Source organism: Mycobacterium sp. 050134, from assembly GCF_036409085.1.
Classification (GTDB): Bacteria; Actinomycetota; Actinomycetes; order Mycobacteriales; family Mycobacteriaceae; genus Mycobacterium.
The window spans coordinates 43466-59124 of sequence record NZ_JAZGLV010000030.1 but is presented as its reverse complement, the minus strand read 5'-3'; the positions used below and the strand labels follow the sequence as shown (position 1 = coordinate 59124).

The following is a 15659-nucleotide window of genomic DNA, read 5'->3' as shown; positions in this document are numbered from 1 at the left end:
CTTGTTCGATGCCATGTCGTTGGTGATTCTTCCTGCCCGAACATCCGGGCAACAAAGTCCCACAACAACTGGACCACTCCAGAGGGCTCACCTCAGCTTGACAAACATAGGAGATGCAACGGCCGCCTCGAAGCACTACGCCGCAACGCCCCGGGATTCAGAAACCGCCCCCACTACCGACCGCCCCCACTACCGCACTGCGGCAACCTCACCCAAGGGATCGGCGCACACTAACCCGACTTAGGACAATTTAGTGTGCATGGCCGTTGTTGATCTTGGCGATGGCGTTGCGGAGGTCGTCGGGTAGCGGGTCGACGGCGGTCAGGACTTGTCGGCCGGCTTTGATCTGCACGGTGCGGTAGCGGCGTGCGGTGCGCACGAATTTCTTGATGCTCCAGCCGGTTTGAGTCTCGATGTAGTGGCTGACGGCCAAGGCGGCGAACACGACGGTCAGGTGCGCGTCGATGGATTCGCGTTTGTGGTGGTAGATCGGGCGGGCTTGCAGGTCGTGCTTGGACATCCGGAAGCTCTTCTCGATGCGCCACAGCTGGTGATACGCCCCGATGACGAAGTCCGGGGTCTGCTCAACGAGGTTGGTGGTGTAGCCCTTGAGGCCAGCCAGGCCGCGGACCTTGGTCTCCAGTTCGCGGTCGACGCTCTTGGTGGCGCCGGACAGCTTGATGAACCGGTTGCGCTTGACCGGCGCCTTCCCGTCGACCGCTTTCTCGGCCTTGGCGACCTGCTCGGCGATGCCGCGCAGCGTGCGCCGGGCCCGGTCGGCACGGTACTGGTAGTAGACGACGCGATCGGGGATGCCGCGGGTTCTCTCGCTGCTGGTCGCCGGCCACGGCTGGACGAAGATCTGCCTGTCGGCGATGTCCTGATCGGGGTGCTTGTCCCGCCATTCACGTACCACGTCGGGTACGTACGGGATCTTGGTGCCCAGGATGAACGACAACCCTGAGGCCTTCAGAGCGACCTGGTTGGCTTCGGAGATCATGCCGGCGTCGGCGACCACGACGACATCGGTCAACGGGTGAGCGGCCTTGAACGCGTTGATGACCGGCAGCATGGTCGCGGTCTCGGCCTTGTTGCCTTCGAACGCCTCCACGGCCAGCGGGAATCCTGAGGCATCGGTCAGCAGCCCGATGGTGATCTGGGGTTCCAGCCGACGTTCCTTGGAGAACCCCGGTTCGCGGAACCCGTCACCGGCATCGGTTTCAAAGTAGAGCGTCGAGACGCCGTAAAGCACCAGCGACGTCGGACCCAGCCTGGCGCGGGCCGCGCATGCCGCCGATAGTGCCTGGCGCACAGCGTGTTTAGCGAACTTCGGCAGACGCCGGGTCACGGTGCGGTAGTCGACGGTTGCGATGCCGGTCTCGGCGAGCACCCGCAGCGAATCAGCCTTGCTGGTCGGTTCGATGATGCGAGCCAACACCAGATCCCGAAACACCTCATCGCCACCGGTGGCCGCATCGAACCCCAGCGTCCGGTAGGCGGTGCACAACGACGCCCACAGTGGTGTCGAGATCGTTGAGACGATCTCCAGCGGATCGCCATCGACACCGGTGGTGGCCAGCCCGAGGTCAAGGGTGGTTTGGCCTTCGGCCAGCCGCTGACGAGCCGCAGCCTTGAGGGCTTCGACCTCGCCCTCATCGTGCGCTGAGCCCAGGTGCTCGATGTTGCGCGACCCACGCCGGGTGGACCACACGATCTGCACCGCGACCGCGCCCGAGGCCGTTTTCACGGTGCGCACATAGGCCACCACAGCACCCTAGAGTCCCCGGTTTAGTGTGCAAATCTCGACCCGACAACCAGAAAACCCGCAGCTCAACCCCCCACAGGACTAAGCAACCCCAGAAAATGTCCTAAGTCGGGTTGGACGGGATATCAGTTTTCACGTCCACAATGGGCAGCCCTTGAGGGTTGTGGAAGCTCAGGTGTACTCGGATATCACTAGGTCGGAAATCGCGGGCCACACGCCTAGGGCCCACTCGCCGAAAACGCGGTCGGTTAGGACCACCAGCGCCAGATTCGTCTCTGGATCCGCCCATATAAAACCGCCTGATACCCCGAAATGTCCGTAGGTTCGTGCCGAATTGCGCCCACCCGTCCAGTGTGGTGATTTCGAACCCCGAACCTCGAATCCCAGCCCCCAATCGTTGGGCCGGTGCACGCCGAATCCGGGCAATACGCCGTCTAGACCCGGGAATTGCACCGCGATCGCTTCGGCGTGCATCGGCGCTGAGACCAGCGACGGACGAAGCAGTTCGCCCGCGAAAGCCGCTAGGTCGGCAACTGTCGAAGTTGCCCCGAACCCGGCCGCCCATGCACCGTAATCAAACCGGCTGGCGGCCATGCCCAGCGGTTCGAATACGGACTTGGTGAGGTAGTTACTGAATTCGATGCCTGAGGCCTGCTGTACCGTCTCGGCTACCACCCGAAAGCCATAGTTGGAGTACATCCGGCGGACGCCGGGCTTGCTGAACGTAAACTTGGAATGCATCGATAGTCCTGCCGCGTGCGCGAGCAGGTGACGGACCGTGGAATCGGGAGGGCCGGCAGCGGCGTCGAGATCGACGAGCCCCTCCTCGATGGCGATATGCGCGGCGCGTGCTACCAGTGGCTTGGTCACCGAGGCGAGCTCGAACTCCCGTTCAGTGTCACCGTGGGTGGCCAGGATTCCGCTAGGTCCGATCACCGCGGCGGCGGCAGTCGGGACCGGCCAGTTGTCAAGAGCGTCGAGAGCGGTCATCAGGTCGGGCACGTCACTTCCTGGCGATGTCGTAGTTATCGAGCGGGTCCGGCTCGATTTCAGGTAGGCGCACATGGCCGAACCCGGCGTCGGCGTGGCTCGAGGTGGCGAACGGGGTTCCCCAAAACAGCGATAAGCGGAAGGATGCCCGCTGGCTTGCCGGGAAGCATGTTGTCGAGCTGCCATGTTAACCAACCGATTTGGGGATAGCTACTAAGTGCGGTAGCTTCGCCGAGTACACCCGCGAGCAGTAGATCGTCGGAATCAACAACCTGGACTACCGCACTTCGGACGCGACCCATCGGGCGGTCTCGGGTTTGAGCTTCGCTGAATTGGCGCTGATGCAAATGGTTTTCAGCGAACGGAAGCTGTGCCATGCCTGCGCATACGTCGGTTTGGTCGCTGTCTTCCAGACCTGTCCGTTCCCGTATCCAGCCAAGAGGACGCACCTGATATGCGCGGCTGTGGCGTGCTTCTGTGGGCAAGTCCCGTAGTGATCGTTGAACGGGAGCCAGCTCAAAGGTAGTGGGCACGGTTGGACTCCGTTCTGCTCGGTTCGGCTCGGTTCTGCTCGAAATCGAGAACTCTCGGGTTACGTGTTATTTGCGAACGCTGCTCGTTGACAAGGCGGGTCGTATGGTAGAGCGCGCAGTATCTGGCTCCATTGCTGGGGGGTTAGCACGTTGCGCGTGCTGGCACAGATACGTTTGGTGGCGTTGTCGGTGTTGAGCTTCCAGATGCGTAAAGTAGCATTTCTGCTGGCGGCGTACAGACGACCATGAGGATCGAACGTGACCCGTGTGCGTGACGCGGCTCGTGGGGGTACCAGCGAGTCACCGACCGCGACAGGTTTAGTTTGGTCGGTTATGTCCCATAGGAGCACGCTTCCGTCGTCACTGCCCGATGCTAATGTCTTTCCATCTGGGCTGAAGGCGATCTGGACTTCATCGCTGCGCGATTGGAGTGGATGGCCAATTGGTGCGGCATGTAGTGGGTTGGTGATATCCCATAGCCAGATGGTTTGGTCCTGACTGCCTGTGGCAAGGGTTTTGCCGTCGGGGCTAACACTTAACGACACGACTGCTCCGGTGTGGCCGGTGATTGCGGCGGCCGATGGTTGCGGGTGGTGGCGGTCGGTGATATCCCAAGCGCGCACGGTGCCGTCGGCACTACCGGCGATGACCGTCCGGGCGTCTGGGCTGAATGTTACTGCGTTGATGAAGCCGGTGAATCCGGTTAGCGGCTCCGAAAGTGGTTGCGGGCGCTTGGGATCGGTGATATCCCACAGTTGCAATGTGTAGTCGTCACTGGCTGTGGCGACGGTATGTTCGTCGTGGCTGAACGCGACGACATTGGTGTATTTCGCTTTATTGGGCAGCATGCTGAGCTCGACCGGTTTCGCAATGTCGGAGATGTCCCACAACACCGTGGGCGTCGAACTCATTTCTGTGGCCATGATGGTACCGCTTGCGTTGACGCGGGCTTCATACTCGTAGCCGCCCCCCGAATTATCGGGCAAGTGTAGCGTCGCGGCGCGTATTAACCGGTTCGGGTTGGTCCACAGCTGAATGATGTTGTCTGATGCGGTGACCATGACTTTGCCGTTCGCGCTGAATGCGGGGGAATTGATGCGGCCCAAGTGATTCGGGATGAGTCCGGTGGGCAGTGTCCACAGCGATACAGCACCGGACGTCCCAGAGGTTGCGAGGTAGTGGCCGTCGGGACGAAATGTCACCGACGTCAGTCCACTGCTAGCGTCGGTTAGCGGCTGCCCAAACGCAATAGGATTAGATGGGTCGAGCACATTCCAGAGTTTGGCCATGCCGTCGTAGCTCGCCGAAGCAAGGGTAGTGCCGTCGGGGCTGAATTCCAGGGACCAAGATGCTTCGTTGTGGGCTGCGAGCGGATCGGCCAAACGGATGGGGCGAGCGGGATTGGTAACGTTCCACAGGCGGATCACGCCGTCCTCGCCGGTTGCCGCCAAGAGGCGGCTGGCGGGATCAAAGGCAACCGCGTGCGCGATGTTGGTGAATCCGGTTAGAGGCGGTCCCATCTGCTGTACACGAGTCGGGTCGGTGACGTCCCAGAGTCGTACGGTCTTGTCGTTGCTTGCTGATGCAAGAGTGTGCCCGTTCGAGCTGAAGGCAATTGCTCTAACTGGACCTGTGTGGCCCGACAAGATAGGACCGGCATGTGGTGCGCGCCGGTTCGTCACGTCCCATAATCGGACGGTGCGATCGTCGTTCGGCGCTGCGAGCGTGCGGCCATCAGGGCTAAAGGCAACCATGTAGAAGGCGCCGTCACCCGTCAATGGCTCAGTGAGCATCTTGACATCCCTCGGTCTCGTGAGATCCCAGAGCCGTACGGTTTTGTCGCCACTGCTTGAGGCGAGTGTCTTTCCATCGGGGCTGAACGCAACAGAGGTAACGAAACTGGTATGCCCCCGTAATGGCTGGCCAACGGGCCTAGGATCGTTGGGGTCAGAAGTGTCCCAGAGTCTGATGGTGTTATCCCAGCTTGCTGACGCTAAGAGGTTGCCATCCGGGCTGAACCTCACTGTGGCCACTTGGCCGCTATGGCCTGTCAGTTGTGTGGCCAGGGGCGCGTTCTCGGTCGCCACTAGGCGGGACCGTACCTGGTTATTCGGGCGCAGTTGCTGAGCGACCATCAGCAATTGCGCAGAGAGCGACGGATCAATCAGTAGTCGCTCATCGGCGGCAGCCAAGACTTGATTGAAAATTGCTTCGCTGTATTGACGGGCAATCGCGCTGCGCTGTCGGATCGCGACAACGGCTACTGACGCGCAAACGACGGTCAGTATGATAAGGAGCACTGCTGCTGCGCGCACTGACCTAGTCACGAGTCGCTTATGTTGCAGCGATGCTTTTACAAACTCCGCGAGCGCATGATCGACGTCTTGGTCATCAGCGAGCAAGGCGAGAGTGTCCACTAACCGGGCTCCTCGCTGCAAGAAGGACCTGTTTTGGCCATTCTTGATCCAGGCGGCGGCGTCGTCTTCGGCTCGCTGGCGCATCGGCGCGTTGGCTCGGTCGTCGTCGATCCAGGCGGCTAACCGCGGCCAGGCACGCAACACAATTTCGTGTGTGAAGGTGACATCGCTGTCGTGGATAGTGAGAAGGCGGGCTGAGGTGAGCATTTCCAGCACATCCGCAGCATCTTCGGCATCGGCAAACCTCGCCAGTAGCGCCTGCTTGGGTTCCCGGCGGCAGCCGTCGTGCCCAGCTTCGCCGATGGCGACCAAGCGCATCAGCATGCGCCGGGCGATTTTGCGTTGTGCCGCATCGAGCTGACTCCAGGCGTGTTCACCGGTTGCGGCCACCGAGCCACGTAAGCCGCCGGCAGCTCGATAACCGGCGATGGTCAATTTGCCAACCCGGCGCCGTAACCACGTGCCGGCCAACACATGTGACAACAATGGAAGCCGCGCGGCCTCGACAGAGCATTCTTCGACTCCGACGTCATTCAGGATGAGATCGACGAGGCCCGATTCTATGCGCAGCCCCGCCGTCTTGGCCGGCTCGACGATAACGTCGCGAAGCTCGGCGCGGTTCATCGGTCCGAGCACCATGCACCGAGATTGGACAGCTGTGGCCAATACGGGCAGTTCAACGCAACGGCCGAGAACATCGGAACGAAGGGCCATAATGACGACCGCGCTCGGCGCCGACATGGATGGCTGGCTCATCGCGTGAAGCGCACCGACGAATTCCGCCCGAGATTGCGGGCAGGCGTCCAGCGTGAAAAGCTCTTCGCCTTGATCAACTATCATCAACAGCCGTACACCCTCGGCTCGCCCCTGAATGTCTGGTTGATCGAGGCATCGCTGAAGTTGTGTCATTGGCTCATTGCCGGGGGTCATGCGCGCCGATACCCAGCCACCGTCGCTATCTGAAACAGATTGGCATGCCCCGCCCATGGGTGTACCTATTTCGAGGGCCCCTGAGCACGCCGCAGAGATGAGGCCCGCTGACAGCAACGAGGACTTACCCGCCCCCGAGGCGCCCGTCAACAACACAATCCCCGGATTGACGCCCTGGACTTTTGCGATGAGGGCCACCAACTCGTTGATGGTGCGTGCTCTTCCGAAGAATCGGGCACTATCAACGGCGCCGAAAGAGGCAAGTCCTTGATAAGGACAGATAGTGCTGGGGGCACCGTCCATCCGCGGTCGTCGGTCGGTTGCGTCGGCAGCTGAGGCGGTCCGCGCTTCGCTCCACCATCGCCGCCAACGCCCGATGTCATACATTCCGGCCATTGCTGGCGGCGCATTCCTCCGTTGCGCCTCGCCGATCAGTACGCGCAGCACCGTCTCAACCGATTCAAACCGCTGCGGCACGCGGCTGCCTCGGCGCCAATCGCTGACCCGCTGCACTGTCACCGCAGAGGCTCCGGGATAAAGCTGCTGCTGCGCAGCAGAGGCCGCAGCGGCCACTTTCTTTAAGGGTGGATTGCCCGCGCACACGAACAACAACGACAACGCCTCGGAGAACGCCGACCGCTGCCGAGGTGGCGAAGCCTCAGGGATCGTCTCTCACCTCCTCAGACCGTCAACCAAGACCTCGCCACCCGCGGAACTTCGTCAACATGGCCACGGGATTGCGTGAAACGTCGACAGCATACGACCCAGTTGGGCATTTCAGGATGTCTGCGGCTCAGGATGTCTGCGGCGCGAAGTTCTCCAAGGACCACCTTTCGAACGCCCTGAGGAGTCCGCGTTCCGCATGCGGAAAACACGCACATAGCTTCTGAGCTGGTATAACGCGACCCTTGGCGAATGGCTCGGTTGTACCTCTGGCTCTCCGGTTGCTTGCATTCCCTGCCATGTGTCAGTTCGAGCTGGCCCTGACCCGGCTTGGCCTCAGGAAGTGGTCTCGACCGTCTTCGTGCGAAGACCACCACAAGTCGCATCAACCGGCTCACGCCCGACGATCGCCACCGATGGCAAGGACCGCAGACTTGGATGCCGAGGAGTCCTCGACCGAGCGGACTCCGTCGACGAGTGCGTCGCCAATACACCGGCGGTCGCCACGGTAAGCCGCCATGCGGCCAGCCGCATATCCCTCGCAATACAAACCCGCAATTTGGAGATTAATGATGCTCGACACCACCGCACACCACGTCGCCGAGCCTGCGTTCGTGGTGGCCGCCAGCAGCACTCACACACCGTTCTCCATCGACAACGACGCATTCGCCGGATGGCTCGCCACCGGAGGCGATCAGCTGCAACGCAACCTCCCCGCCCCGAGCAACGAAGCCCCCGGGCAGACTTTGTCGGAACTGGCCTATCGGGCGCTACGTGCGGCGGTTCTCGTTGGCGATCCCGGCATCGAGCTGAACGTCCACGGTTGCGTCGCCATCGGGACTGGATACGTCGTGCGGCTCAACAACCTCGCCGGCTCCCAACAGCTAGTCGGAATAACCAGAGGATCGCACGAACCGCGATGGCCGGCAAACAATCCTCCTGCAGGTGAGAAGGCGCGCTGTTACCTGCAGCAAATCTGCGAGGTCGCCAACGCATTGCTGAACGATCTGCTGACAACTATTCCAGCGTTTGATGCGACGAGGGGACAGGGCCGTCCGCTCATCGCGACCTCCCCGGTGGATGCGGGGGAAATCGCATCCACGAGCCAAGAGAGGCCTTCCTATGGAGTGTGACGGCAGGCAGTTGGTTGGGATCGATCAGCATCGGCAGCGCTCTGACGCGGTTGTGGCGCAAATGCCAACGCCGCGCGACAGCCCGTTTCGACGCCGAATCGACTGGCTCAGGAGCCCAATAACGTTGCAAGGCTGTGGCCTGGTGACTGATCCGACTCCCTGGGTATCTCGTGCGCCAGCTGAAGTTCTCGATCGACTGGCCGGGAAGTCGATCATCTCCGTTCTGGACATGAGCCGCGATGAACTATTGGCCCTTTTTTCGACCGCCGCCCGACTGCAGATCACCGGCATCCCCCCGAAAGCTCTGTCCGACAAGATCCTGCTCACCGCTTTCTTCGAGCCCAGTACCCGAACTCGCCTATCATTTGAATCCGCTGCCCTCCGACTCGGAGGGTCGGTCATTAGCGTTCATGATGTGCGGTTCGCAAGTGTCGAGAAGGGAGAGTCCCTCTCCGACACCGGCGTCATGTTTGCGTCCTATGCAGATGCGGTTGTTCTGCGCCATTTCAACAAAAATGCGGTGCATGACATACGCGCTGGCGGAATGATGATCCCGCTTATTAACGGCGGAAACGGATGCCACGAACATCCCACGCAAGCAATGGCTGATTGGTACACATTGGCGAAATGGCGTCCAAAATTAATGGACGTCAGCCCAACCGAGGAGTCCAGGATTTCCTTATGCATCCTGGGCACACCGCGCCGAATGCGATCGATACGCAGTTTCTTGCTCACAGGTGTCACGCATTTTCCTGATGCAATTAGAGACATCACAATTATTTCCGACGAAAACGATCCGCTGGACGTCGAGCTGTTATCAGCTTTGACACGTCACCGTGTTGCACACCGGCGCAACCAAGAATTCCAGCGTTTGGCGTCCGAATTCGATGTGATCTACCAGAATGCTCTGGCTCTGGTCGGAGAGGAACATCAGATGATCGGGCCGCAGACCACCGTCGACGCGAACACACCACTCAAGCCCGGCACGGTCGTGATGCATCCCTTGGCCAGGCGATACGAACTCAGCACTGATCTCGACGCCACACCGCACAATCTGTACTTCGACCAAGCCGCGGGAGCAGTACCTATACGGCAAGCGCTGCTACTGGCGGTTATCGGACGCCTCAACACCAAGAGCGATGGTTGAACGAATGTGCGGAATGACGGGCTTTATCACACACCAGCGACTTTCACCCGACACACCACGCACCCTCGACCGGATGCTTAACACACTTATGCACCGAGGACCGGACGGCCCGGCTGTCCGAATCCTATTCGAAGCGGGAGTAGCAATGGGTCACGTCCGACTGGCGATCAACGACCTCAGAACGCAGGCAACACAACCACTGGTATCCACAGACGGCAATATCGTTGCGACGATCACGGGCGAACTGTACGGATTTCGTCGGATCCGGGCGGAGCTGACCGCGCAGGGAGAACAATTCGTCTCGAAATCTGACAGCGAACTGGTTGTCGCGCTCTACAGGCGGCATGGTCTTAATTTCGTCCGCCACCTGCGTGGTGAATTCGCCATTGCCCTAGTCGACCTCCGCCTAAATCGGCTTGTGCTCGTTCGAGACCGTTTCGGCGTTCGACCGCTGTTCTTTCATGCCGGGACCGACATGTTTGCCTGGGGATCGGAGGCAAAGGCACTACTGACCCACCCAGCTATCCCATGCCGGCTTTCGCGGCCTGCAGCGATCAACCAGCTGATCCAGGTAATGGCACCGGGAACAACGGCTTTCGACTCGATCGAGTCTGTCCGACCCGGCCAGATGGTGGTCGTTCATCGGGCAGACGGTCGGTTCCGCGTTCGCACGCACCAATACTGGGATCTGAATTTCCCCCATCGAGATGAATCGGATCTTATTGAACCCGAGGCCCACGTCGACGCGGTCCGACGAGTAGTGACGGACGCGCTGATGGTGCGCCTCGAAGCGGATGTGCCCATTGGACACTATCTGTCCGGCGGCATGGATAGCGGCGCGCTGCTTGGACTGTCGCAGGCATTGTCACAGACACCCTCGTCCGCTTTCACGATCGCATTCAATGACCGTGCTTATGACGAGTCTGCCATCGCGACCAAGGTAGCGAAACACACCGGTGTCAACCTTACCGTGCGACACGTCCCAGATGAGGAGCTCTACGCCGAGCATTACGTCCGGGCCATCTGGCACTGCGAGCGGACCTTCTACAACACCCTGGGCATCGCCAAAATGCAGCTGAGTGCGGCTGCACACGAGCACGGAATACGTGCAGTCATATCCGGCGAAGGCGCCGACGAACTGTTCGCCGGATACCCCGCATTCGCACTCGATAACGCTTCGCCGCAACAACATCCGGCCGACAAGCTATTCATTGGCGCCATCTTGCCGTCACACCCACACCGACATCCCGGATTCGATCGCGTCGTGGGATTCACGCCCGGCTGGGTCCAACCGTGGGTGTCGACGTGGCATCGCGTACGGCCACTGCTCGTCGATGGACTCACCGACGAACTCGGCGGCTATGACCCACTCGATGCCGTGGCCGAACAACTCGACAGACGTCGGCTCGATAGCCGGGCACGGCTGGACAAGGCCCAATATAGCTGGATCAAAACCATGTTGGACGGTCAAATCCTCAGCTGGGGCGGTGACCGGGTAGACATGGCCAACGCGGTAGAGAGCCGTCCGGCGTTGCTGGATCACTTGGTTGCCGAAACCGCTGTGCGAATCCCACCAGAACTGCGCATCCGTAATGGGACCGAAAAATGGGTACTGCGTGAAGCACTGCGGTATGCGATGCCCGAATTTCTGTACAGCAGACGGAAATTCGCATTTATGGCACCTCCGGCGCATCGATCGGCTTCTCGGGCGGCGCAATTATCACGGCTTACGTCCAAATATCTCACTCGCGACCGGATCGCTGAGCTTGGGATCTGTGATCCTGACCGCACCCTGGGATTTCTATCCGAATCTCCCGCGGATCCGGCAATTGCCAACGAGCACGACAAGATTCACAACCACTTGCTGGGTCTGCATATCCTGCATGACTTATTCACTAGGTAAAGGGGAACAGAGCAATGATTACGACCGGTCAGCCCACTATCCGCTGCGCGCCAAGGATCACCGGCCTGCCGCCGGCCCGCCCCGACGAGGCCCAACCTGGCGATTGGGCCGGTTATGGAGGCCTCCCTCTCGTCATAGAGGGTGTCGCCGGTCAATGGGAAGCTATCGGCAAGTGGACCGCCGATTATCTAGTCGAGCGGTGCGGTGATGAACAGGTCACGGCATTCATGACGAACGCTTCACTCCAGGGCACTGTGCTGCAACAAGTTAACAACACAGTCACCACGCGCTTCGGTGAGATTATTCGACACATCTTCGGTATCGAGAGACGCGATCCGAACCTGTCCTACTACCTTCGAGTCGAACCAGGATCCGAGGTATACGAGAAGCTGTCGCCCGACTTCGAAATCCCTTACACCGGACGCGAATTCAATCCGCAGTGGACCGGTATCTGGATGGGGCAGGCCGGAAACGCTACCCCCTTCCACAACGATCAGTGGCATGGCCTGCTGTTCCAAATATCCGGACACAAGCGCTATACGATGGTGCACCCGTTTGATGCCGTGCAGCTGCAGCATAACTGGCCTGCCGAGGCTCGTTACGACCTGGCGCACGCCGACATTCTGCCGGAGGATGCTCCGGTGCTCAATGAACTCGAGCAGGTCTATCAGGGCATCTTGGCGCCGGGTGAGGTTCTCTACGTTCCGCCCTTCTGGATGCATCAGGTGGTTACCCTCGATGACGGCAATATCTCGATGCCAACCCGGTTCAACACCTCGCAGTCCCCGGATGTGTCGCTATTCCAGTTCAGTCAACGGTCCTCGCTGCGTGATCTGACCAACCAGCCAGTGTTCGACGTGGACACCATCGTGAACTTTCTACGTGACAATCGCGCACATTTTGCAGAACTCGAAAGTGAATTTGTCGAAGCATTGGTGCGTGTGCGACAGCTGAATGTCACCGCAGCCGATCTGCTCGGCGCGGTGTCGACCCGGAAGGGGGCGTGAGGTGGGATCACTACTCGAGGAATGCATTTCCGCGGCGGGACCGGCATGGACGCGTTATGAAAACCATCCTTGGTTTCAGGCGCTGGAACAGGGACTGCTTCCTATCGAGCGATTCGTTCACTTCCAGCTCGACGACGCACCGTTCATCCCCTATCTGCACCAGACAGTGGCACTGGCGCTGGCGAAAGCTCCGGTGGGGTCGAAGTGGTCTCATACAGCGGCAAAGATGTTGAGTCAGGTGTTTGTCGCCAACGAACTTGCCACAAAGAAGGAAATCCTCGAAGCACTCGGGGTGCGAAACCCGCGGTTCGACCGCTGGGCGCTGTCGCCGCGGCGGGAGGCCTACGCGAACCATCTGGTCCGTGTGGCGCTCGAAGGTACTACAGCCGAGACCGCTGCCGCGTTACTCCCGTGCACGTTTTTTACCCGGCTCGTGGGCCGTCGCTTCGAATCGGTCGAGATCCCGGGCCCCGAGGCGTACCGGAGGTGGGCACGGATTTATGCAGACAAGCAGATGTATCAAATGCTCGAAGCGCACGAACAGATGATGGAAGACGAAGTCGCCCGCGAGCCTAGCCGCCGCGAGCACCTTGTTCGCTTGTTCGTCCGCAGCACCCAACATCAGGTCGCAGTCTTCGACGATGCCCTCAACCCTGGTCAGTCATGGCCAACCGTGGCCCTCTCAGACTTCCAACCCCAGCTCACTGACCTATGACTGACGAGTCGACTCGGCGTATTGAGCATGCTCGCGACGGCCTGGAATTGCGGTTCGGCTCTGGTGTTCAGCTCGAAACGCCGGTAGTCAACTGGGACAACCGGGCGGTATGCCATGCGCAGCTCCCCAACGGCCGCAAGGTCGTGGTCAAGATCGATGCCGACGGCGTCCGGCATCGCCGCGAAACTGCGGGCCTCTTGGCGGCAGCGCGCGGCGGAGCGCCGGTTCCTCGGATGCTGTGGCACGGGTTCCACGGCTCCTGGTTGCTTGTGCTCGAAGAAATCCCAACCAGCGTGACACTGGCAGATGCCGCGGGGGCGTGGCGGACGGCGGGTGGAGCGGTACGGGCGCTGCACGATTGTCCGATTCCGCCAGACATGGCGATGTTCTGCGAAGGCGGCGTGCATTGGCGCAGCCACGTCGACCACCGGATTGCAACAGAATGCAAGGACGCTGTCGCACGTGGGCTTCTCAACCAACACGAATCCGATGCCGTTCGTCGCTATTCGATGCGTGTGTTGGCCGCCGCCGGACCGGCTAGTGCCGTTCTATTACACGGGGATCTGCAGGCCCGCCACTTGCTGGCCCACCGAAACCAGATCATTCTCATCGATTTTGGCGACGCCGGATGGGGCGATCCCGCAATGGATCTCGTGGTGCTCACACACTTGGATCCACAACGCATCGAGGATGTCCTTGATGGCTATGGGGCCGATAAATATCTGCGCGAGCGAGTGGCGCAGTTGGGCCCACTGTACTCGCTGTGGCGCAATCTGTTCGTATCTCGGTGGTACTTCGACAATGCTTTCGAGCAGCACCGCAATTCCGAGCTGGCCCGTCACATCGTGGACACCGTTGTAATGCCAAATGATGTGATCACCCCGATTCGGCTCGAATGCTGTGCAGTGCTAATAGATTTCGATGGTTTGCTCATCGACACTGAATACGCGGGGTGGCAATCATGGCATGAGCTGTATGCCCGCTATGGGGGGAACTTAGCGATCACGACATGGGCGCAGCGCTGCGGTGGTGACGATCCTTTGTCGCCGTGGCAGGAACTGGAAGAAATCGCGGGCACAATACTAGACCGAGACAGCATGGAACAGGCGCGCCGCACACGCCGCGATTTCTTGCTCACCGTGTTGCCCGGCGTACACAGATTTCTGCAGCGGTGTCAGGACCGAGGAATTGTTGTCGGGTTGGTGAGCAACTCGCCGCTGAAATGGATCGAACGGCAAATGATGGCGCTGGGCGTCGATCCCGATGGATTTCGACTGATTGTCTCTGGCGAAGGCCACGCGCCCAAGCCGGCCCCAGACGGATATCTCATTGCGTTAGCTTCGCTGGGATTGTCAGCAGAAAGAGTCGTCGCATTCGAAGATTCAGCGAAAGGTATCAGTGCCGCTAAAGCGGCAGGGCTGCGGTGTGTCGTCGTTCCCAACCGGGTGACCATACATTCCAACTTGTCCCACGCCGACGCTGTAGTCGACGCGCTTGATGCAATCGAACTTGTCTCCACAAGTGGGGCCGTGGCGTGACGATCGGAGTCACCGCGGAGGACGCTCACCTACGAGAGCAGATAACCGAGTTGATCGAGTCAACATCGGATGCGACGGACTGTGTACGCATCGTCACCATCGACGCCGACCTCGGCGTTGACTCGGTGCATCAACAACTGTTCATCACCGATCGCGACGGGATTGGACTCAAACGACTCGCTGATCTCGTGACTCTGAGGCGCCGCATCACACCCAGCCGCGGCGAATACGCGATGCATGCAGCCTACGGCGCTGCGCTGCGGTCGGCAGCAATGCGAGGCGGAGTTGGCGCCGCGCTGGCCGATAACAACGGCGAAGTGGTCGCCTTAGGCACTGCAGAAGTGCCGACGTCCGGTGGCGGGCAGTATTGGGATGGCGACAGCACCGACGCCCGTGACATCGTCTACGGTGTCGACCCGGCGACGACTGCGCGCAACGGAACCGTGACGCGGCTGCTTGAGCTGCTATCGCGAATGGGGACCGTCTTACCGTCTTCGCCGGCCCGGACAGCCGACGTATTGCTGGCCGACTTCGATTCCGATCAGGATTCACTCGGTGTCGGGCATGGTGAAGCATTAGCACAAAGTTTCGAATCGCTCGGCCGGGTGGTGCACGCCGAAATGGCCGCAATGCTGTCCGCCGCAAGGTCCGGAATTCCCGTTAAAGGAAAGAGCCTGTACGTTACTGCACAGCCATGCCGACAATGCTTGCGACATCTAGTTTGCGCGGGGCTCAAACGTGTGGTTTTCCTGGGTCGGCAATTGGCTAAACCGCCTCCGTTCCACGCCGACTCTATTAGCACGACCCTGGACGGCTCCGACAGAATGCTTCTGTTGCCATTCACCGGTGTCGGGCCAGGTGCCTACGAACTCTTGTTCGCCCATCAGATGCGGGCAGCCGCAAGAATAAGGAGATAAA

General features: G+C 60.3%; 10 protein-coding genes. 7 read left to right on the top strand and 3 right to left on the bottom strand.

What is annotated here, in order from left to right; genetic code table 11:
* Positions 1–250: 250 nt before the first annotated feature.
* From SKC42_RS25275 to SKC42_RS25260, 3 genes are all read right to left on the bottom strand, one after another.
* Positions 251–1765 (bottom strand): IS1634 family transposase, encoded by a 1515-nt coding sequence (locus SKC42_RS25275; RefSeq protein WP_442932259.1) that lies wholly within the window; start codon positions 1763–1765, stop codon positions 251–253.
* Positions 1766–1936: 171 nt separating this feature from the next.
* Positions 1937–2755: a serine hydrolase domain-containing protein gene (locus SKC42_RS25270; protein WP_330966980.1), complete on the bottom strand. Its 819-nt coding sequence runs from the start codon at positions 2753–2755 to the stop codon at positions 1937–1939.
* A gap of 592 nt (positions 2756–3347) precedes the next feature.
* Positions 3348–7208 carry an nSTAND1 domain-containing NTPase gene (locus SKC42_RS25260; RefSeq protein WP_330966978.1) on the bottom strand — a complete coding sequence of 1287 codons (3861 nt, stop codon included), beginning with the start codon at positions 7206–7208 and terminating at the stop codon, positions 3348–3350.
* A 662-nt stretch (positions 7209–7870) separates the two neighbouring features.
* Here SKC42_RS25260 and SKC42_RS25255 point away from each other — a divergent pair.
* The 7 genes from SKC42_RS25255 (at position 7871) to SKC42_RS25225 (ending at position 15658) form a co-directional block, all read left to right on the top strand.
* Positions 7871–8431, top strand: coding sequence for a hypothetical protein (locus tag SKC42_RS25255; protein WP_330966977.1), 561 nt, complete (start codon positions 7871–7873; stop codon positions 8429–8431).
* Between the two features lie 142 nt (positions 8432–8573).
* On the top strand, positions 8574–9578 hold the full coding sequence (locus SKC42_RS25250; protein WP_330966976.1) for an aspartate/ornithine carbamoyltransferase family protein: 1005 nt from the start codon (positions 8574–8576) through the stop codon (positions 9576–9578).
* The gene (asnB, locus tag SKC42_RS25245) at positions 9571–11481 is read left to right on the top strand and encodes an asparagine synthase (glutamine-hydrolyzing) (protein WP_330966975.1); all 1911 of its coding nucleotides are present in this window, start codon (positions 9571–9573) and stop codon (positions 11479–11481) included. The genes SKC42_RS25250 and asnB overlap by 8 nt, the downstream gene beginning before the upstream one ends.
* Before the next feature lie 14 nt (positions 11482–11495).
* Positions 11496–12488, top strand: a complete 993-nt coding sequence (locus SKC42_RS25240) for a cupin-like domain-containing protein (protein WP_330966974.1) — start codon at positions 11496–11498, stop codon at positions 12486–12488.
* A gap of 1 nt (position 12489) precedes the next feature.
* Positions 12490–13203, top strand: a complete 714-nt coding sequence (locus SKC42_RS25235; RefSeq protein ID WP_330966973.1) for a TenA family protein — start codon at positions 12490–12492, stop codon at positions 13201–13203.
* Positions 13200–14741, top strand: a complete 1542-nt coding sequence (locus tag SKC42_RS25230; RefSeq protein WP_330966972.1) for an HAD-IA family hydrolase — start codon at positions 13200–13202, stop codon at positions 14739–14741. The genes SKC42_RS25235 and SKC42_RS25230 overlap by 4 nt, the downstream gene beginning before the upstream one ends.
* On the top strand, positions 14738–15658 hold the full coding sequence (locus SKC42_RS25225) for a deoxycytidylate deaminase (RefSeq protein WP_330966971.1): 921 nt from the start codon (positions 14738–14740) through the stop codon (positions 15656–15658). Before SKC42_RS25230 ends, SKC42_RS25225 begins: the two co-directional genes overlap by 4 nt.
* Position 15659: the final 1 nt, after the last annotated feature.

What these genes read in the sequence shown, in the direction of transcription:
- SKC42_RS25240 (WP_330966974.1), top strand. Translation starts at nt 11,496, where the DNA reads ATGATTACGACCGGTCAGCCCACTATCCGCTGCGCGCCAAGGATCACC.
- SKC42_RS25270 (WP_330966980.1), bottom strand. Translation starts at nt 2,755, where the DNA reads ATGACCGCTCTCGACGCTCTTGACAACTGGCCGGTCCCGACTGCCGCC.
- asnB (WP_330966975.1), top strand. Translation starts at nt 9,571, where the DNA reads ATGGTTGAACGAATGTGCGGAATGACGGGCTTTATCACACACCAGCGA.
- SKC42_RS25230 (WP_330966972.1), top strand. Translation starts at nt 13,200, where the DNA reads ATGACTGACGAGTCGACTCGGCGTATTGAGCATGCTCGCGACGGCCTG.
- SKC42_RS25255 (WP_330966977.1), top strand. Translation starts at nt 7,871, where the DNA reads ATGCTCGACACCACCGCACACCACGTCGCCGAGCCTGCGTTCGTGGTG.